General features: G+C 72.7%; 16 protein-coding genes. 8 read left to right on the top strand and 8 right to left on the bottom strand.

Annotation, left to right across the window (positions count from 1 at the left end):
- Positions 1-126 precede the first annotated feature (126 nt).
- On the top strand, positions 127-1,557 hold the full coding sequence (locus tag PV350_RS25680; protein ID WP_500336325.1) for an MFS transporter: 1,431 nt from the start codon (positions 127-129) through the stop codon (positions 1,555-1,557).
- Positions 1,558-1,576: 19 nt separating this feature from the next.
- On the opposite strand, the gene mdlC is transcribed toward PV350_RS25680, so the two are convergent.
- A complete protein-coding gene (gene mdlC / locus PV350_RS25675) occupies positions 1,577-3,166 on the bottom strand; it encodes a benzoylformate decarboxylase (protein WP_500336324.1) in 1,590 nt (529 codons plus the stop codon).
- A gap of 668 nt (positions 3,167-3,834) precedes the next feature.
- Between mdlC and PV350_RS25670 the strand changes: the two genes are divergently transcribed.
- The gene (locus PV350_RS25670; protein ID WP_500336322.1) at positions 3,835-4,698 is read left to right on the top strand and encodes a phosphatase PAP2 family protein; all 864 of its coding nucleotides are present in this window, start codon (positions 3,835-3,837) and stop codon (positions 4,696-4,698) included.
- Here PV350_RS25670 and PV350_RS25665 read toward each other — a convergent pair.
- The 3 genes from PV350_RS25665 to lplAB all read right to left on the bottom strand — a co-directional run bounded on the left by PV350_RS25665 (position 4,643) and on the right by lplAB (position 7,779).
- On the bottom strand, positions 4,643-5,377 hold the full coding sequence (locus PV350_RS25665; protein WP_500336320.1) for a CE1759 family FMN reductase: 735 nt from the start codon (positions 5,375-5,377) through the stop codon (positions 4,643-4,645). The genes PV350_RS25670 and PV350_RS25665 overlap by 56 nt on opposite strands.
- A gap of 3 nt (positions 5,378-5,380) precedes the next feature.
- On the bottom strand, positions 5,381-6,568 hold the full coding sequence (locus PV350_RS25660) for a CE1758 family FMN-dependent luciferase-like monooxygenase (protein ID WP_499515981.1): 1,188 nt from the start codon (positions 6,566-6,568) through the stop codon (positions 5,381-5,383).
- A gap of 146 nt (positions 6,569-6,714) precedes the next feature.
- Entirely contained in the window at positions 6,715-7,779 is a 1,065-nt protein-coding gene (lplAB, locus tag PV350_RS25655) for a lipoate-protein ligase LplAB (protein WP_500336318.1), read from the bottom strand.
- A 160-nt stretch (positions 7,780-7,939) separates the two neighbouring features.
- Between lplAB and PV350_RS25650 the strand changes: the two genes are divergently transcribed.
- Both PV350_RS25650 and PV350_RS25645 read left to right on the top strand, forming a co-directional pair.
- Positions 7,940-8,848, top strand: coding sequence for a Sco1979 family transcriptional regulator (locus PV350_RS25650; RefSeq protein ID WP_500336316.1), 909 nt, complete (start codon positions 7,940-7,942; stop codon positions 8,846-8,848).
- Between the two features lie 82 nt (positions 8,849-8,930).
- Positions 8,931-9,752 carry an SAM-dependent methyltransferase gene (locus tag PV350_RS25645; protein ID WP_499515978.1) on the top strand — a complete coding sequence of 274 codons (822 nt, stop codon included), beginning with the start codon at positions 8,931-8,933 and terminating at the stop codon, positions 9,750-9,752.
- Between the two features lie 289 nt (positions 9,753-10,041).
- On the opposite strand, the gene PV350_RS25640 is transcribed toward PV350_RS25645, so the two are convergent.
- Complete coding sequence (locus tag PV350_RS25640; RefSeq protein ID WP_499515977.1) at positions 10,042-10,308, bottom strand: hypothetical protein; 267 nt, start codon at positions 10,306-10,308, stop codon at positions 10,042-10,044.
- 474 nt (positions 10,309-10,782) lie between these two features.
- Positions 10,783-13,410 (bottom strand): non-ribosomal peptide synthetase, encoded by a 2,628-nt coding sequence (locus PV350_RS25635; protein WP_500336313.1) that lies wholly within the window; start codon positions 13,408-13,410, stop codon positions 10,783-10,785.
- 270 nt (positions 13,411-13,680) lie between these two features.
- Between PV350_RS25635 and sbnA the strand changes: the two genes are divergently transcribed.
- Together sbnA and PV350_RS25625 are read left to right on the top strand one after the other, a co-directional pair.
- Positions 13,681-14,679, top strand: a complete 999-nt coding sequence (sbnA, locus tag PV350_RS25630; protein WP_499515975.1) for a 2,3-diaminopropionate biosynthesis protein SbnA — start codon at positions 13,681-13,683, stop codon at positions 14,677-14,679.
- A gap of 121 nt (positions 14,680-14,800) precedes the next feature.
- Positions 14,801-15,733 (top strand): ion transporter, encoded by a 933-nt coding sequence (locus tag PV350_RS25625; RefSeq protein WP_500336310.1) that lies wholly within the window; start codon positions 14,801-14,803, stop codon positions 15,731-15,733.
- Between the two features lie 45 nt (positions 15,734-15,778).
- On the opposite strand, the gene PV350_RS25620 is transcribed toward PV350_RS25625, so the two are convergent.
- Positions 15,779-16,066 carry a DUF6480 family protein gene (locus PV350_RS25620; protein WP_499515973.1) on the bottom strand — a complete coding sequence of 96 codons (288 nt, stop codon included), beginning with the start codon at positions 16,064-16,066 and terminating at the stop codon, positions 15,779-15,781.
- A 284-nt stretch (positions 16,067-16,350) separates the two neighbouring features.
- Here PV350_RS25620 and PV350_RS25615 point away from each other — a divergent pair, with 284 nt between their 5' ends.
- Positions 16,351-17,196: a patatin-like phospholipase family protein gene (locus tag PV350_RS25615; protein WP_500336308.1), complete on the top strand. Its 846-nt coding sequence runs from the start codon at positions 16,351-16,353 to the stop codon at positions 17,194-17,196.
- A 121-nt stretch (positions 17,197-17,317) separates the two neighbouring features.
- Here PV350_RS25615 and PV350_RS25610 read toward each other — a convergent pair whose 3' ends face one another.
- The gene (locus PV350_RS25610; RefSeq protein ID WP_500336306.1) at positions 17,318-18,046 is read right to left on the bottom strand and encodes an HAD family hydrolase; all 729 of its coding nucleotides are present in this window, start codon (positions 18,044-18,046) and stop codon (positions 17,318-17,320) included.
- 250 nt (positions 18,047-18,296) lie between these two features.
- Between PV350_RS25610 and PV350_RS25605 the strand changes: the two genes are divergently transcribed.
- Positions 18,297-18,647, top strand: a complete 351-nt coding sequence (locus PV350_RS25605) for a helix-turn-helix domain-containing protein (protein WP_500336304.1) — start codon at positions 18,297-18,299, stop codon at positions 18,645-18,647.
- The last annotated feature ends 98 nt before the right edge of the window (positions 18,648-18,745 follow it).

Genomic DNA, 18,745 nt, shown 5'->3' with positions numbered 1-18,745 from the left:
TCTGCTTGACAGATCATCTTACCTACATAAGATCTGCTTGGCATCTTTCTCCGGGGCCCGAGTGCCGCCCCGACCTCCCGGGCGCCGGGACCGGCGGAACCCGCACCCGTTCGCAGAGAAGGCCCCATGCCACCCCTTGCTCCCCCGCGTCCCGCGCGCCCGCGCGCCGTCCTGGCCGTCGTCCTGCTGGGCGTCTTCACTTTCGCCCTGCTCCAGTCGCTGATCAACCCGGTGCTTCCCCGGTTGCAGGAGGAACTGCGCACCACACAGACGCTCATCACCTGGGTCGTCACCGCCTTCCTCATGTCGGCGTCCGTCTTCACACCCGTCGTCGGACGCCTCGGCGACCGGTACGGCAAGGACCGGATGCTCGTCGTGGCACTCGCCGCGCTCGCCGCGGGCTCGCTGCTCTCGGCGGTCGCCACGGACATCACCGTGATGATCGCCGGACGGGCCGTGCAGGGCATCGGCGGCAGCGTCCTGCCGCTCGCCTTCGGGATCATCCGCGACGAGTTGCCACGGGAGCGGATCCCCGGCGCGATCGGTCTCGCGTCGGCGCTGACCGCGGTGGGCGGCGGCATCGGCGTCGTCCTGGCCGGACCGCTCGACGACGCCCTGGGCATCCGGGCGTTGTTCTGGGTCCCGATGGCCCTCACCGCCGTCGCCGCGGTGGCGGCACGGCTGGTGGTGCCGCCCTCGCCGTCCCGGAACGACGGGTCCGTCAGCTGGGTGTCCGCCCTGCTCATGGCCGGCTGGCTGCTCGCACTGCTCGTACCGCTGACCCAGGCCTCGGCGTGGGGGTGGTCGTCGGGCAGGGTGACCGGCCCCCTGGTCGCGGCCGTCGCGCTCGCCGCGGCCTGGGTCGTGACGGAGAGCCGCTCCGCGAGCCCGCTGGTCGACCTGCGCATGCTGCGCGTCCCCGCGGTGTGGACCACCAATCTGGTCTCGCTGCTGCTCGGCACGGGCGTCTTCGCCGTGCTCGGCTTCATGCCCGCCTTCCTGCAGAACCCCCCGGAGAGCGGCTACGGCTTCGGGGCGGGCGTCACCCGGGCCGGGCTGCTCCTGCTGCCGATGACGGTGGCGATGTCCGTCTCCGGTCCGGTGTCGGTGCGACTGACGCGCCGGCTCGGCGCGCGCACGGTGCTCACCGCAGCGGCCGTGCTCGACGTGGTCGCGCTGGCCGGGCTCGCCTTCCGGCACGACCGCGCGTGGCAGGTGGTGGTCGCGATGGTGCTGCTCGGCGCCGCCTTCGGGGGAGCCGTCGCCACGATGTCGAACGTCGTCGTGGCCGCCGTCCGCCCCGAGCAGACGGGAGTGGCGGGCGGTGTCAACGCCAACCTCCGCACCATCGGCGGCGCCCTGGGCGCCGCGCTCATGGGCGGGATCGTCGGCGCCCGCGTCGGCGAGGGCGGACTGCCCGCCGAGTCCGGGTACACGTACGGCTTCGGCGTGCTCGCTCTCGCCGGACTGGGGGCGGTCCTCGCCGCATGGCTGGTGCCCCGTCGGAGCGCGGCCGGGCACACGCCCGCGAAGGAGGCGATCGTCGCCCGCTCCTGACGGGACGCCGGCGGCCCCTTCAGCGCTGGTGGACCTCGACGAGCCGGGGGACCTGGGCGGTCGGCCCCTGGTGCACGAAGTCCGTCAGGTCCTGGAGGTCCTCCGCGCGGTGCGCCTCCAGGCCGTAGCCGCGGGCGAGGTCCAGGACGCCGATGCCCGAGATGTCCAGGTAGTCGCCCTCCGGGACGTGGAGGAGCCGGGAGAACTCCTCCAGCGCCCGGTACCTGCGGTTGTTGCAGACCACGAAGGTGACCGGCACCCGGTAGCGGGCGGCGGTCCACAGGGCGGAGGGGGTGTACTGCATGGCCCCGTCGCCGATCAGGGCGACGACGGGCCGCTCGGGACGGCCGAGCCGCAGCCCGATGGCGGCGGGCAGGCCCCAGCCCAGGCCGCCGGAGGCAGGGTAGAACAGCGACTTGGGCCGGGTGATGGTGAGCCGGTCGCGCGCCATGTCCGCGGACGTCCACTCGAGGGCGAACACGGTGTCGTCGCTCTTGCCGCGCTCGATCGCGTCGAGGATCGCCTCGGCGGTGAACGCGGGCCCGGAGGTGTCCGCCGCCGCGACGGTGCGCCCGGGGGGCCAGGGCCGGTCGCCCGGGGCGGCCGCCTCGGCCAGACGCACCAGGGCGTCGGACGGGTCGCCCACGGCGAGGCGGCCGAAGGGGGCGCGGGCCGCTTCGTCCGGGTCGTCGGTGACGCCGTACACGCTGACGCCCGGCGGCAGGAAGTCGCTGCCGCTGGGCGCGTGGTACCGGAAGACGGGCGCCCCGAAGCACAGGACGACGTCGTGACCGGAGAGCACCTCCGCGACCGCGCCGACGGCGGACGGCAACTGGCCCTGGTAGCAGCGGTGTCGCGTGGGGAACGGCGCCCGCGGCGGGCTGGGGGCCACCCAGACGGGGAGCCGGGCCCGTTCGGCCAGCGCGACCGCCGCGGGGAAGCCGGTCTCGGTGTCGGCTCCCGGGCCGAGGACGAGCACCGGCGACGCGGCGCGGTCCAGCACGCCGGCCAGCGCGTCCAGCACGCGCGGCGCCACCACGGGGCTGCCCTCGACCCCGCGGTCCATGAGGCGGGCCAGGTCGCCTTCCTCGGCGGGCTCGTTCCAGTCGTCCAGCGGTACGGACAGGTAGACCACGCCGCGCGGCGCGGAGCCGGCGAGCATCAGGCCCTTGGAGACCAGTGCCGGGCCGTCCTGCGGCCGCGGCGGTTCGCCGGACCACTTGACCAGCGGGTCGCAGAGTTTGGTCGGGTCGACGTTGGTGAGCATCGCGCCCACGGGGACGTAGCGCCGGGACTGCTGGCCGGCCATGACGACCATCGGGGTGTGGCAGCTCGCCGTGTTGGTCATGCAGCCCATCGCGTTGCCGGTGCCCGAGGCGGCGTGCAGGTTGAGGAAGCCGGTCGTGTCCGACGCCTGGGCGAAGCCGTCGGCCATCGCGATCGCGGCGCCCTCCTGGAGGGCCAGGTAGTAGGGGATGTCCTCGGGCAGCCCGGTGAGGAACGAGAGCTCGTTGGACCCGGGATTGCCGAAGACCCCCTTCACCCCGTGATGGCGCAGGATTCGGTAGAAGGCATCACTGACGGTGACCACGGCCGTCCCCTCACGCAAGGTGATGGACCCTGTCCCATGACCGTAGAAGTGCCGCAGGGGATCGGCAAATCGGCACGGCGCCGCCATCGCCGGGCGCCACTCACGAGCGACCCGCCGGAAACGGGGACGGTGCCAAATTCCGCGTCCACGGGCACCGATTCATCGCCGCGGAAAGGCCTGTCGCAGGTATGCCCCGCATTCCTCGCCGGAAATCCCCGGAGGGCGCACGGAAGCCGCACCCATCCCAGATGCTTGCAGCGTCAAGTAGATACCGGTCGCCGTTCCCTGTCAACTCCACGTCGGGCACCTTGCGCGTGAGCAGCGATGACACCTCTCATCGGACGCATGGTCAGTTCACTTTGCCCTCAGGGAAGAAACGCCCGGCCTCCCGTGATCCCCCATGCCGCGCCATGGCCGGCGCATCGCGACGACTTCCTGTGATCTTCCCCACCACGACCCTCCGGAATACGGGAAACGAAACTCCCAGTTGTTGCGATGCGTTCGAGCACAACTGAACCGGAGGCAGAAATGAACGGCCCACTCCCCTCGTCGGACGGCAGTGGCAGAAACACCGACGGCAGCCGGATCGTCGTCCCGCTGTGGCGGGCCCCGCTCGCGGGTGCCGGAGTCCGCGCGGAGTCGCACCCGGGAACCCAGAGTGACCGGCAGGGCTTGCGGACCCCGCGATGAGCGTCATCGCGCCCTACGCGCACCGCGCCCGCCACCTGGCGTACGACGCCGTCTCCTGCCGGGCGGCCCATGACGGGCCCCCGGCCGCCACCGCGTCCCGGCTGGTCCCGCGGAGCGCGGTCGTCGTGGCCGCCGTCATCGGCTACTTCGGCGTCCGGGGCCTGACCGACGGTTCGCAGGGCACGGCCCTGCACAACGCCGCCCGGGTCCAGGCCACCGAACGGTTCCTGCACCTGGGCTGGGAGTCCCCGCTGCAGGACCTGGTCGTCGACGACCGCACCCTCACGCGGGTCCTCAACTGGATCTACATCTTCGGCCACTGGCCGGTCATCGCGCTCACCCTGCTGTGGCTGCTCTCCCGGCACCCGGAGGTGTACACCCGGGCGGCCGGCGCGATGCTGTTCTCGGGCGCGGCCGGGCTCGTCGTCTTCGCCGCGTTCCCCGTGGCCCCGCCGCGACTGGCGGCGCCGGGCATGACGGACACCGTCACCCAGCAGTCCCATGCCTACCGCGTGCTGCAGCCGCCCGCCTTCACCGACCAGTACGCGGCGATGCCGAGCCTGCACGTCGGCTGGAACCTGCTCATGACGCTGGCGGTCCTCGCCGCCACCCGGAAGGTCTGGCTCCGCGTCCTCGCCGTCGCGCTCACCGTGTCGATGGACGCCACCGTCGTCCTGACCGCCAACCACTACGTCCTGGACGCCCTCGCGGGCGCCGCCCTGGCCCACGCCGGCTGGTACGCCGCCGGACACCTCAGCTCCCGGCTCCGGCTCCGGCCCCGGCGCGGCGGGATCGCCTCGGCGGTCAGCCGGCGGGGCCTTCCTTCCGCAACGGGGCTCCCCCGGCGGCCAGGCGCATGAGCGGGGTGTCGAAGTCGACGTCGGCGGCGGTGCGTTCGGCACGCGTGGCGTTGCCGCCGAAGCGGTGCTGGTAGCCGGACCAGGCGCGGTCCGCGATCGTGTCGGCGACCCCGCTGGCCATCAGCGCCGCGAGCTCGACGGCCGCCCGGCCGATGCGGTCCCCCAGCGCCGACGCGCCCCAGTCCTCGGGGGCGGCGAAGACCGACGTCGGGACGGAGAGGGCGCGCAGGTAGGCGAACATGGGGCGGACCTGGTCCTCGACCACCAGCGCATGACGCGCGCTGCCGGCCGTCGCGGCGAGCAGGACGGGCTTGGCGACGAACAGGTCGCCGTCCAGGACGTCGAAGAACGACTTGAACAGGCCGCTCACCCCCGCGGTGTAGACCGGGGTGGAGGTGATCACGCCGTCCGCGGAGGCCAGTTCGCCGATCGCCGCCTGCAGGTCCTCACCGGGGTGCCCGGAGACGATCGCCCGGGCGATGTCGACGGCGAGCGGACCGAGTCCGATCGACCGGGTCGTGGCCGTACGCCCCTGCTCGCGCAGCGCGGCGACGGCCCGGTGGGCGGTGCGGCCGGCCAGCAGCCGCGACGACGAGGGATCACTGACCCCCGCGTCGACGACGACGAGGCTGAGCGGGCGGGCGGCGGACGCGTCGGCGGCCGGGGTGCCGGTGCTCATGGCTCAGCCCGCCAGGGGCCGGTGCGCGGCGACCGACGGATCATTGTCCTGGTACGGGGAGGCGCCGGTGACGTTGTCCCCGCGGTTGGGGTTCGGCCGCGGCTGCCGCGGCTCGGCGTCCCCGTACTTCGCCCGCACCAGGCTCGCGTGCGTGGGCGCGTCCGCCACGCCCGGGGCGCGCAGCGAGGCCATCTCCTTGCGGAGCACCGGCACCACCTCGGTGGCCAGCAGCTCCATCTGCTCCAGGACGACCTCGACGGGCTGCCCCATGCCGTCCACGTTCCACAACTGGCGCTGGTAGTCGCCGAAGCGCTCCCGGAAGTCCATCGTCTTGTCGATGACCTCCTGCGGACTGCCCACCGACAGCGGTGTGAGCTTGCGGTACTCGTCCAGCGAGTGCCCGCGGAACAGCGGGTGGCCCTCGAAGTACGGGCGGAACGCCGCGACCGCGTCCTGCGAACGCCGGGCGATGTGGGCCTGGCCGCCGAGGCCGACGACCGCCTGCTCCGGGGCGCCGTGCCCGTGGTGCGCGAACCGCTGGCGGTAGAAGGCGACGAGCCGTTCGAAGTGCCCGTACGGCGCCAGGACGTTGTTGGCGAAGAAGCCGTTGCCGTAGTAGGCGGCCTGTTCGGCGATCTCGGGCGTGCGGATGGAGCCGTGCCACACGAAGGGCGGCACGTCGTCCAGGGGGCGTGGGGTGGAGGTGAAGCCCTGCAGGGCGGAGCGGAAGTTGCCCTCCCAGTCGACCACGTCCTCCCGCCACAGTCGGTGCAGCAGGTTGTAGTTCTCCAGGGCGAGTTCGACACCCCGGTGGATGTCCTGCCCGAACCAGGGGTAGACCGGCGCCGTGTTGCCGCGTCCGAGGACGAGGTCGACCCGGCCCTTGGCGACGTGCTGCAGCATCGCGTACTCCTCCGCGATGCGCACCGGGTCGTTCGTCGTGATCAGTGTGACGGAGGTACTCAGCGTGATCCGCTCGGTGAGCGCCGCGATGTGCCCCAGGATCGTGGTGGGCGAGGAGGGGATGAACGGCGGGTTGTGGTGCTCGCCGATGGCGAAGACGTCCAGTCCCAGCTCGTCCGCGCGCCGGGCGATGCGCACGATGGCGTCGATGCGCTCCGCCTCGCTCGGCGTGCGTCCGGTGACCGGGTCGCGGGTGACGTCGCCGACTCCGAAGATGCCGAATTGCATGGTGGTTCGTCTTTCTGGTGCGCGGACGGACGCCCGGGGGGTTCCGGGGTCCGCGCCGGCAGGCCCGCACCCCACATCTTTGACTCGTCAAGCATAGACATATGCTTGACGAGTCAAACACACGGGGCGCGGGCCGGGTGCGTGCGTCACGGCACGCGAGCGGTCCACTCCGCGGTGCCGAACTTCGCGGCGACGAGTTCCTCCGCGCGCGCCAGCTCCTCGGCGCTGATGCTCCCGTCCGTGAGGCCGTAGCGGGCGCGGAAGGAGTCGATCATCCGGTCGATGACGGCCTCGCGCGGCAGCCCGGTCTGGCGGCGCAGCGGGTCGACGCGCTTCTGGGCGCTGCGGGTGCCCTTGTCGGACATCTTCTCGCGTCCGATGCGCAGCACCTGGAGCATCTTGTCGGCGTCGATGTCGTAGGACATCGTCACGTGGTGGAGGACCGCACCCGCGCCCCCGTCGGGGGCGACCACGCGCTTCTGCGCGGCGCCGGCGATCTTGCCGGCCTCGGTGGCGATGTCGTTCAGCGGCTGGTACCAGGCCTTGATGCCCATGTCCCCGAGGGCGTCGAGCACCCAGTCGTCGAGGTAGGCGTAGGAGTCGGCGAAGGAGAGCCCCGACACCAGGGAGGCGGGCACCGACAGGGAGTACGTGATGGTGTTCCCGGGCTCCACGAACATCGCGCCGCCGCCCGAGATCCGCCGCACGACGGTCAGGCCGTGGCGCTCGGCGTTCTCCGCGTCGACCTCGTTGGCGAGGGACTGGAAGCTGCCGATGACGACCGCGGGACCGCCCCACTCCCACACGCGCAGGGTCGGGGGCCGGCGGCCGGCCGCGACCTGCGCGGTGACGACCTCGTCGAGGGCCATGTGCAGGGCCGGGGACTGCGGTCCCTCGTGGATCAGCTGCCAGTCGTAGTCCGTCCAGTCCGTGGCCTGGGCGAGGGCCCGCCGTACCGCGACGGCGACCCCCTCCGCGGTCAGGCCGTACATCACCGTCCCCTCGGGCAGGGCCGCCTCGATCCGGGCCGCGAGGCCGGCGGCGTCGGTGTCGGCGGGCGCGCCCTCGAGCGCCCGGTCGATGGCGGCGATCGCCTCGTCCGGCTCGAGGAAGAAGTCGCCTGCGACGCGAACATTGCGGAGCATCCCGTCGTGGTCGTCGAGGTCCACGACCACGAGCTTCCCACCGGGCACCTTGTACTCACCGTGCATGCCGACGACAACCGTCCCGGCCGCCCCTTTACTCCCGGCGGGTGCGCCGGACACCGGCGCGGTGGGCACCGGGCACGTCGTCGCGATGCGGATGTGCCTGTACTGACGGGCCCGGCGATGGAACACTGAATCCGCAACCAGTCGTCCAGGGGGATCCGACATGACTGCCGCCCGGCCGGGCCACGAGCCCGCCACCGGTTCGCCGCTCGCCGCGCAGCGCGGCGGGCCGACGGTGCTCCGCATCGTCCTGGGCACGCAGCTGCGCCGGCTGCGCGAATCCCGGCAGATCAGCCGCGAGGCGGCCGGCGAGGCGATCCGCGCGTCGCACGCGAAGATCAGCCGCCTCGAGCTGGGCCGGGTGGGGTTCAAGGAGCGCGACGTCGCCGACCTCCTCACCCTGTACGGCGTGACCGACGCGCAGGAGCGCGCCGACCTGCTGGGGCTCGCACTGCGGGCCAACACCCCCGGCTGGTGGCACCAGTACGCCGACGTCCTGCCGAGCTGGTTCGAGACGCACATCGGCCTTGAGGAGGCCGCCCACACCATCCGCACCTACGAGGTGCAGTTCGTCCCCGGCCTGCTGCAGACCGAGGCGTACGCCCGGGCCGTCACCAGGCTCGGCCACCCCCGCGCGACCGAGCGGGAGATCAGCCGCCGTGTCGACCTGCGGATGACCCGTCAGGACCTGCTCGCCAAGGCGGACGCGCCGCAGCTGTGGGTCGTGCTCGACGAGGCCTGCCTCCACCGGCCGCTCGGCGGCGTCGAGGTGATGCGTGGTCAGCTGGAGCACCTGATGAAGGTCGCCGCGCTCCCCAACGTGACGCTGCAGATCGCCCCGTTCGACATCGGCGGTCTGGCCGCCGCCGGCGGCCCCGTCACCATCCTGCGCTTCTCGGAGCCGGACCTGCCCGACATCGTCTACCTGGAGCAGCTGACGAGCGCGCTCTACCTGGACAAGCAGGACGACGTGGAGCACTACCTGACCGTCATGGACCGGCTCGCCGCCGAGTCGCAGCCGCCCCGCAACACCGGCCGGATCCTGACCCGCCTCGTCGACCGCATGGGCTGAGCACCACCGCCGGGGGTGAACTGCCCACGATCTTCCCTAGGATGACGGTTGCCCGGCGTCATCGCGGAGAAGGATGGGTGTCATGACGGACGACGTCTCCTGGGTCGACCAGACCAGACCAAGCATCGCACGCGTCTACGACTACCTGCTCGGCGGCAAGGACAACTACGCCGTCGACCGGGAGATCGGCGACGTGTTCAAGAAGGACCTGCCCGGCTCGGTGGCGATCGCCTTCGCCAACCGCGCTGCACTGATCCGCGCGATCCGGGAGATCGCCACCACGACCGGTGTACGCCAGTTCGTCGACCTGGGCAGCGGTCTGCCGACCGCGGACAACGTCCACCAGGTCGCCCAGCGCCACTCCCCCGGCTCCACGGTGGTGTACGTGGACAGCGACCCGATCGTGCTCGCCCACGGCCGGGCGCTGCTGGAGCAGAACGACGACACGCGCGTCATCCAGGCCGACATCCGCGAACCCGAGGTCATCCGGAACCACCCGGACACCCTCGAGGTGATCGACTTCGGCAAGCCCGTCGCCGTCATCCTGAGCGCCATCCTCCACCACGTCAACGACGACGAGGACCCGGCGGGCATCGTCGGCTACTGGCGCGACCAAGTGCCCTCCGGCAGCTACTTCTTCGTCAGCCACTTCCGGTCCGGCAACAACCCGGAGACCGCCGAGTCGGAGCGCATCCTCCAGCAGACCTTCGGCCGGGGGCGCTGGCGCACCGACAAGGAGATCGAGGACCTGCTGGACGGCCTGGAGGTCCTGGAGCCGGGGATCGTCCCCGCGTCGCTGTGGCGCCCGGACGCGAGCGACGGTGTCTCCCGCATCGGCGACTCCGAGCGTGAACTCACCGTCTGGGAGCGTCTCATCGCCGCCGGGATGGCCAGGAAGCCGTAACGGGCGGCCCTTCCGGGCTCGCCGCCGGTGCGCTCGCCCACCCGCTGCGTCGGCCACGCGCCCGTGAACTCCGCGGCGGGCGCAGGGTCGTCCGGGCAGGGCAGGGCCGGGCACGGCGGGAAGAGCGGCCCGGGACCGAACCGGGGGCCACTCCGGGGCCCCGGGACCGCTGTGTTCATCAGACACCCGGGGGCGCGATCCGGCGAGCCGGACTGACCCACCCGGGGCCCCCGCGGCAACCCGGCCCGGTGGACGCGACCGTGACGGGGCGTCCGCGACGCCGGGGCGGTCAGCGACTGTCGCCGTGCCAGTCCCAGTGGCCGGTGTCCCCGTCGCGAGGGGCGTACCGGGCGCGGCCGCCCGGGCCGAAGCGGCCGATGTCGGTACGCAGCTCCGCGCCCGCCGAGTGCTGCGGCGCGGTCCAGCCGGTCACGTCGAGCAGCAGCCCGTCCAGCGGGCCGCCGACCAGTTCCCGGTAGACGTGCCCCGGCTTGGGGCCCGGATGCGGGTCGTCCACGTCGGCGCCGTAGACCCTGGGGTGTATCACCTCGTCCATGGTGTCCACGGTGCCACCCGGCACCGACAATCCCCGGGGAAGCAGCCTGCGCCGGCCCGGATGGGGGCCGGACCGGCGCGGGAATGAGGCGGGTGCCGGTCGCCGCTCCCCGGCGGCCTCGTGGGGGCCGGACCGCTGCGCGGTCCCCACGGCGCCAGGTCGCGTACTCCCGCCACCGGTCACCCGCGTCGTGTGCAACCGCCGGACGGACGATGTCATTCCCGTTGCGGGCGGCGGGACCGCCGCACAGTCGTCACGTACGGTGCACGATCGGTGACGCACGGCGTTTGTCCAAAATGGGGCATTCCGCTTATACCTGGATAAAGAGCTCATAAGGCTCGACATCATGCCGCCTCTCCGTGCACCCCAAGGAGTCCCGGATGTCCCACGGAGCACGCTCCGCTCCCGCCGTCCCGCATCCCGACCTGGCCGCGGCACGCAGCTGCGCGGTCTGCCTCGGGTGGGGCACCCGGATCACGGCGCGGGGGCATCAGCTGTGCCCCGCGTGCCAGCGCCCGGCGCCGCCCCCGGTGCCGGGTGTCGACGGACCGGTGCCGGCGGACCTCCGGCAGTGCCGGCCCCCGGCTGCCTGAGCTCCCCGTCCTGCGGCCCGCCCACGCGCCGCCGGGCCTCCAGAGTCCCTGCGAGGTCGGCCAGCACCGGGTGGGCGTTGACGTCCGCGGGGGTGACGTCGCGGTCCAGCAGGATCGCCAGGCGCACCGCGGCCAGTGAGGTGCCGCCCCGGTCGAAGAAGTGGTCACCGCGGCCGACGCGGTACTCCGCGATTCCGAGCGCCTGAGCCCACGCTGTGGCCAGGCGGCGTTCGGCCGCCGTGTGCGGGGGCTGGTGTGCACCGGCGGGGTCCGCACGGCCGGCGAGCGCGGCCAGGGCCTCGCGATCGGTCTTCCCGTTGCCGGTCAGCGGCAGGCGCTCCAGCCAGTGGAAGGCCGCCGGGATCATGTAGGCGGGCAGCGCCGCCGCCAGGTGTTCGTGGAGCGCGGCCGCAGGTGTCGGCCGGTCCCCGGTGCAGAAGGCGGCCAGCCGGGTCCCGTGACCGGTCAGGACCACGGCGGCGTCACGGACGCCGTCGGCGCGCGTGAGGGTGTTCTCGATCTCGCCGATCTCGATGCGGAAGCCGCGGATCTTCACCTGGCCGTCTGTCCGGCCGAGGAACTCCAGCCGGCCCCCGGGATGCCAGCGGCCGACGTCACCGCTGCGGTAGAGCCATGCCCCGGGGTGGTGGGGGTCGGGCAGATAGGCCTCGCGGGTGCGCTCGGGGTCGTTCACGTAACCCCGGCCGACGCAGATCCCCGAGAACGCGATCAGGCCGGGGGCACCCAGCGGGACGGGCGCAAGGTGCTCGTCGACGACGTACACGCGGACGTTGTTGACCGGCCGGCCGACGGGGACCCAGTCGGACTCGGGGGGACGGTCCATGACCGCGTGGTTGGTGTCGTCGCTGGTCTCGGTCAGCCCGTACGCGTTCACCAGCCGGGTCCCCGGCACGGCGGCGAACCAGCGCTCGACGAGGTCCTTCTTCAGCGCCTCCCCGGTCACCGAGACGCACCGCAGGTCCGGCAGGCGCCGCGGCCGGCTCTCCAGCGCGGACAGCACGACGTCCAGGTGGGAGGGGACGAGCTGCAGCACCTCGACCGGTTCCCCGGCGACCGTGTCGAGGAAGCGGTCGGCGTCCAGGACCACGTCCTGCCCGACGACGAGGACCCGCCCGCCGGCCAGCAGCGGGGCGGTCAGCTGCCACAGGGAGATGTCGAAGCTCTGCGGCGCGGTCTGGGCGACGACCTGGCCCTCCCCGATGCCGAGGTCGTCGATCTTGGCGTAGAGGTGGTTGAGGAATCCGGCGTGCTCGCACATCGCGCCCTTGGGCTCCCCGGTCGAGCCGGAGGTGAAGTACACGTACGCCAGCTGGTCGCCGGCCACGGGGACACCGGGATCGGACGGCGGGTGCTCCTCCGCGCGGGCCTCCTCCACGAAGACGGTCGTGGTGCCGGGCAGCCCGGCCAGGGCCCGTTCCAGGGCGTCGGTGCTGCCGTGCTCGGTGATGACGGTCGTGCAGGCGGCGCGGGTGAGGACGGCGGCGATCCGGCCGGGCGGCAGGTGCGGCTCGACGGGCAGGTACGCGCCCCCGGCCTTGAGCACGGCCAGCACCGCGGCCAGCCAGTCCAGGTTCCGCCCGGTGACCACCGCGACCACGTCCTCGGCCCGCAGCCCGCGGGCCAGCAGGGCGTGGGCCAGGCGGTTGGCGCGGGCGTTGAGCTCCCCGTACGTCCACCGCCGGCCGGCGTGGACCGCCGCCACCGCCTCGGGCCGGCGTGCCGCGCGCTCCTCGAAGAGCTCGTGGAAGCGCCGGTCGGGCAGCCTGCGCCGGGGCCCCGCCATCCCGTCGAGCTGCAGCCGGGTCTCCTCCGCCGTGAGCAGGCTCTGGCGGGCGTGCTCGGCGTCGACGTCGGCGGCCATCAGGGTGAGGGCGGTCAGGTGGTAGCCGGCGATCCGGGCTGCCGCCGGCTCGTCCAGCACGTCGGTGCGGTAGCCCAGCTCCAGTACCGGACGGCCCTCGTGGGCGCCCAGGCCCACCCGCAGCACCGTGGACCCGTCCGGCGCGCCGTCCGCGCCGCCGGCCGGACCGGCGCCCACGCCCGCCGGGTCGCAGACGGTCTCGAACAGCGGGCCGGTCATCCCGAGCTCCCGGCTCAGATCACCGACCGGGTAGTCCTGGAAGGCCAGCACCTGCGCCTCCACGCGGTGCGTGGCCAGCACCAGCCCGCGCCACGTGGCGGCGGCCGCCGACAGCCGGCACGGGAGCACCCTCCCGTCCCCGACGGCGTAGCCGGTGACCACCTCCGCCTCCCCCGACAGGGCCGCCAGCACCTTGGCGTGCGCGGCCGGCAGCATCGAGCGCAGCGGCACGCCGAGGCGGTACGCCTGCCGTCGCAAGGCCGCCACCAGCCCGTCCGGGAGCCCCAGCCGGTGCACGGCGGTGCCCGGTGGGGACGGCCGGCAGTTCCAGCGCGGTATCGAGGTGAACCCGCCGGTGGTCACCATGGAGTGCCAGAACCTGCGGCCGGTGTGCGCGTACGTGTCCATCGGGGTCGTCCTTCCGGTGCGGTGCGGTGGCGTCGGGTCGTCGGTGTGCCGGGGGCGCCGCCCTCCAGTAGGCACCGGAGCCGACGGCCTGTCCTGCCCCGGCAATTCGGTACTTGACGCGGCGGCGTACGTCCCGACAATCCGCCCGCCCCGCCCGTTCGGCGCCCGCCCATAACGGCGCTCCCGGTCGGCGTCAAGTCACGGATTCCGGTGACATGACGGACAGCTCCCGATGGGTGTCACTGGAAGCACCCCCCGGAAGGAGACACCGTGCCGGTCATATCCGCACCCCAGGACTTCAACGAGGACGATCTGTACGTCGACCTCGAACCCGTCCTCGCGCAGCGGCTGTTCCTCAAGTGCGAGGGCTTCAACTTCGCGGGGTCGATCAAACTCAAGGCGGCCGCCGCCATGATCGGGGCCGCCGAGCGCAGCGGACGCCTCGGGGCCGGCTCGGTCCTGGTCGAGTCCTCGTCGGGCAACCTCGGCGTGGCCCTGGCCATGATCGCCGCGAACCGCGGCCACCGCTTCGTGTGCGTGACCGACACCCGCTGCAACCTGGCCACCCGGCAGATGATCGCCGCCCTCGGCGCCCGGGTGCACCTGATCACCGAACCCGCTCCCGTCGGGGGCTGGCTACGGGCCCGCATCGACCACGTCCGCGCGCTGTGCGCCGCCGACGACCGTTACGTGTGGCTGAACCAGTACACCAACCCCGACAACGGCCGGGCCCACTACCGCACGACCGCCCCGGCCATCGCCGCCCGCTTCCCCGCCCTGGACGTCCTGTTCGTCGGCGCGGGCACGACCGGCACGCTGATGGGCTGCGCCCGCTACTTCCGCCGCCACCATCCCCGCGTCCGCGTCGTGGCCGTCGACACCGCGGGCTCGGTCACCTTCGGCGGCGCCCCCGGCCGGCGCATGATCCCCGGGCTCGGCACGAGCGTCCGCCCGCCGCTGCTCGACACCGCGTACGTGGACGAGGTCGTCCACGTCGCGGAGGCGGACGCCATCCGCACCTGCCACCGCCTGGCCCGCCGCGGCTTCCTCTTCGGCGGCTCCACCGGAACCGTCGTCAGCGCCGCCACCGACTGGCTCGCCGACCGCGGCCACGACGCCCTCACGGCGGTCGCCATCGCCCCCGACCTCGGCGAACGCTACCTCGACACCGTCTACCACACCCCCTGGGTCAGGGACCTCTACGGCGACGACGCGCTCGCCGGCCCCGACCACCCCGCACCGCGCCCCGTCGGTGCCAGGGCTCACTGAACCGACGCCTCCCGAAGGGAAGTTGAGTGCGTCTGCGGACCCGTGGGCCCGCCCGCCGGCCATAAGATCCACTTCAGTCGGGTCAACAGGCAGGCGCCAGCGGAGGACCGGGTACACGCACATGGCAGAACACACCGCCACTCCCCCGGGCCGTGCGCTCGCCGCGCGCTGCCGTCGCGTCGTCGACTCCGAGTGGTTCGGCGTCACCGTCTTCGCCCTCGTCCTGGCCAATGCGGCCGTCCTCGGCGTCGAGACCTACGACGGCATCGCCGCACGCTGGCACGGCCCCCTGAAACTGGTGGAGCACGCCTTCCTGGCGGCCTTCACCGCCGAGGTCGTCCTACGGGCCTGCGCCCACGCCGACCGCCCCAGGGACTTCCTCCGCGACCCGTGGAACGTCTTCGACCTGGCCGTGGTGACGCTGGCCTACCTGCCCTTCGCGCGCGAGAACGCCACGGTGCTGCGTCTGCTGCGGCTGGCCCGGGTCGTGCGCGCCGCCCGCTTCCTGCCGCAGCTGCGCATCATCATCGTGGCCGTCGGCAAGAGCCTGCCGGGCACGGTCAGTTTCCTGCTCGTCGGCACGATGCTGCTGTACGTCTACGCCATGACCGGCTGGGTCTTCTTCGCCGACGACGACCCCGAGCACTACGGGTCCGTCGGGCGGGCCGCCCTGTCGCTCTTCCTGCTGATCACCCTCGACGGCATCGGCGACGCCGTCCGGGGCGGCCTGGAGATCTCGCGCTGGAGCCTGCTCTACTACGCGTCTTATGTGCTGCTCGGCTCGTTCGTGCTGGTCAACCTGCTCATCGGCGTGGTCATCAGCTCACTGGAGGAGGCCAGGCAACTGGAGCGCGAGCGCGAGGCGCCGCCCCGGCCGACCGAGGGCGGGCCGCCGCCCGACCACCTGCGGGAACGTCTCGCCGCCGCCCGGCGGGCCCTGGACGAACTGGAGGCCGGGCTCGATCTCGTGGGCGCGCAGAGCGCGGGCCACGGCACCGCCGCCCGGTCCGCCCCGTCCGTCGGGCATCCGGCCGGGTCACCGGCCCCGAGCTGAGAAGGGGCGCTCCGGCGTCCTGGACCGTGTGCCGCCGACGACCGGTCAGAGCGTCAGGACCCTGCCGAACATCCCGACGGCGATCAGGAGCGTGACGGCGAAGATCGCCACCAGGGCCACGATCTCCCAGGTCTTCGGGACCTCCGGGGGCTCGGTGTACGAGATGCCCGCGGTGGTGCTCTCCTCGCAGGCCGGCGTCGGGGTGGGCGCCACCCGGTCCCGGTGCGGGCGCAGGGCCGGCGCGGGCTGCGCCGCGGTGCCGGTCGTGGCGCCGAACGCCGGGCCGATCGTGGGGCCGATCACCGGCCGGGGAGGAATCAGTGTCTCGGACATGGTCACCACTCCGGACGTTCCTGTGGCGGACGCGGGAATCGCTCCGCATGGCGTCACCTCGGGCCGCGGCGGCCGGGGTCCACGGAGGTCTCCGCCGCGCACCGCCCGGGCGATTCATCTTATATCCGCACGAAGGGATCCACGATCAGGGAGCCCACGTGACCAGCGCGTCACGCTGGGTGGCCGACGACACTCGTCCTCTTCGCGGAACCGGATGATCCGGCCGCCATGGGAGAGGATGGGACGAGGGTCGACGAGGGCAACGCCGAGGGAGAGGGCGGAAGATGACCGACGCACTGGTGCTCGGTGGCGGGGGCGTCGCGGGGATCGCCTGGATCACCGGACTGCTGACGGGGCTCGCGGACGCGGGGCAGGACGTGACGGGAGCCGACGTGCTGGTCGGGACGTCGGCGGGGGCGACGGTCGCGGCGCAACTGGGCAGCGGGCTGTCGCTGCAGGAGCTCTACGCCCGGCAGACCGAGCCGGAGCTGCAGTCGGCCGAGATCATGGCGGACGTGGACCTGGCGAACTTCGGCGCGGGCATCGCCGACGTGCTGCAGGGCGCGACCTCCGTCCCCGACATGCGGCGCGCGGTCGGCAGGTACGCCCTGGGCGCCGGGACCGTGCCGGAGGCGGAACGGCGGCGGGTGATCGAGTCCCGTCTCCCCTCACACGACTGGCCCGCCTCACGGACGGTGCGGATCGTCGCCGTGGACGCGGAGACGGGGCAGCCGCGCGTCTTCGACGGCTCCTGCGGCGTGGGCCTCGTGGACGCCGTCGCGGCGAGCTGCGCCGTGCCGGGCATCTGGCCCCCCGTGACGATCGAGGGGCGCCGCTTCGTCGACGGCGGCGTACGGTCCGCCACGAACGCCGACTACGCCGGGGGCGCGTCGCGCGTGCTGGCCATCGCGCCGATGGGGACCACCGACCTGTTCCCCAGCGAACTGCCCCTGGAGCGGGCCCTGGCGGACCTACGGGCCGCGGGCGCCGAGGTCGCGGTGGTCGAACCGGACGAGGCGTCACTGGCGGCGATCGGCACGAACCCGCTCGACCCCGCCACCCGCCGGCCCGCCGCCGAGGCCGGGCGGGCACTGGGGCGCGAGCTGAAGATCGAGTGGAGCCGGGCCTGAACACCCTGCGGGCGGCGCACGGACATCGCCCTCACCCCTCCTCGAACCAGGAGCCCTGAAGGCGGAGGCGGCCAGGAAGGAGGCCCGGCCCACCTGCCACGTGTGAGGTGCCCCGGGCCGCTCACGACCGCACCCCGGCCAGCCGGAGCACCGCGTCCAGCCCCCGGTGCCCGCCGGGGGCAGCGCCTGCGGGCAGCACGTACGAACGCAGTCCCGCGCCGGCCGCGCCGCCGTCCTTGGCCGGGTGGTCGCCCACCATGAGCGTCTCGGCCGGATCGACGCCCAGTTGACGGCAGGCGTGCCCGAACAGGACGGCGTCGGGCTTCTCGGTGTCGTACGCGTAGGAGTGCACCCACGCCGAGAAGTGGTGGTCGAGCCCGTGATGGGCGAAGGTCGGCCGCAGATCCCAGCCCACGTCGCTGACGACGCCCATGGCGATGCCCGCGCCCCGCAAGGCCTCCAGCGTGTCCCCGGCGTCGGCGTACGGCACCCAGTGGCCGGGCGCCCGCAGCTGCTCGTAGAGCGCGTCGGCGTACGCGGCGAGTTCGGCAACGGAGGCGTACCACGTCGTGAAAGCGTGACGGTGCGCCTTCGAGGAGACGTCCCGGCCCCGTTGCGCACGCACCACCTCGGAATCCGTGAGCCCCGCCTCCAGCCCGTCCAGCAGCCGGTCCATCTCCGTATCGCCCACGGGCCGTTCGAGCACCGCGCGGATCCGGTCCGCGTACGACGCGATCTGGAACAGCGTCCCGGAGAAGTCGAAGAGAACGGCACGCACAGGCGCCGACCCACCGGCGACGACCGCGGCACGCAGGGGCCCTTCGGGGCCGCAGACGGGAGGCTGTGTCATTCGGTCTTCCTACCGCACGCCCCACGGCAGCCACCAGGCCCGGCGGAGGAACCCCGCGGGGATACATGGCAGCGTCAAAGGTCAGGGCGAACAGTTAATTCTGATGCTGGTGTGGGAAAAGTTTCGCAATGGACATGTGGTACGCCAAACAGTGCCTCCATGAGCCATGCGTGAACTCTCATTGCGGTACCCCTGATTGCGGCATCCGCTCCGCGTGATGCAATCTGCTGTATTGCAGACGGGAGATGACATGACAACAGCGGCCAGGGGTAACGCGGCAGTTCAGCGTCTTCGCCTGCGCACCGAACTACGCAGAGCGCGATCCTCCGCCCGCCTGACGCAGCGCCAGGTCACTGAGAGGATGGAGTGGTCGCCGAGCAAGCTGATCCGGATCGAGGCCGGTGAGGTCGGCATCTCCATCAACGATCTACGCTCTCTGCTCGCCGCGTACGCAGTGCACACCCCCGAGTTGGTCGAGGAGCTCCTCGAGCTGGCCCGGGGCAGCCGTAGGATGCCGTTCTCCGAGTACCGGGACATCTACGCCAAGGAAATGCTCGACTTCCTGGCCATGGAAGGAGCGGCATCACACAGTCGCACATAGGGCTTGTATTTCAATTACTGCTTGTTCTGCTGGAGTTGGTGGGACGGTGGGTCATGCCTGTGCGTCTGCCTGTCCTTGTGTTACGGGCCAAGTTTGAT

It is taken from the genome of Streptomyces sp. PA03-6a, assembly GCF_033792765.1.
Taxonomy (GTDB): domain Bacteria; phylum Actinomycetota; class Actinomycetes; order Streptomycetales; family Streptomycetaceae; genus Actinacidiphila.
This window is presented reverse-complemented; position numbering and strand designations above follow the sequence as displayed.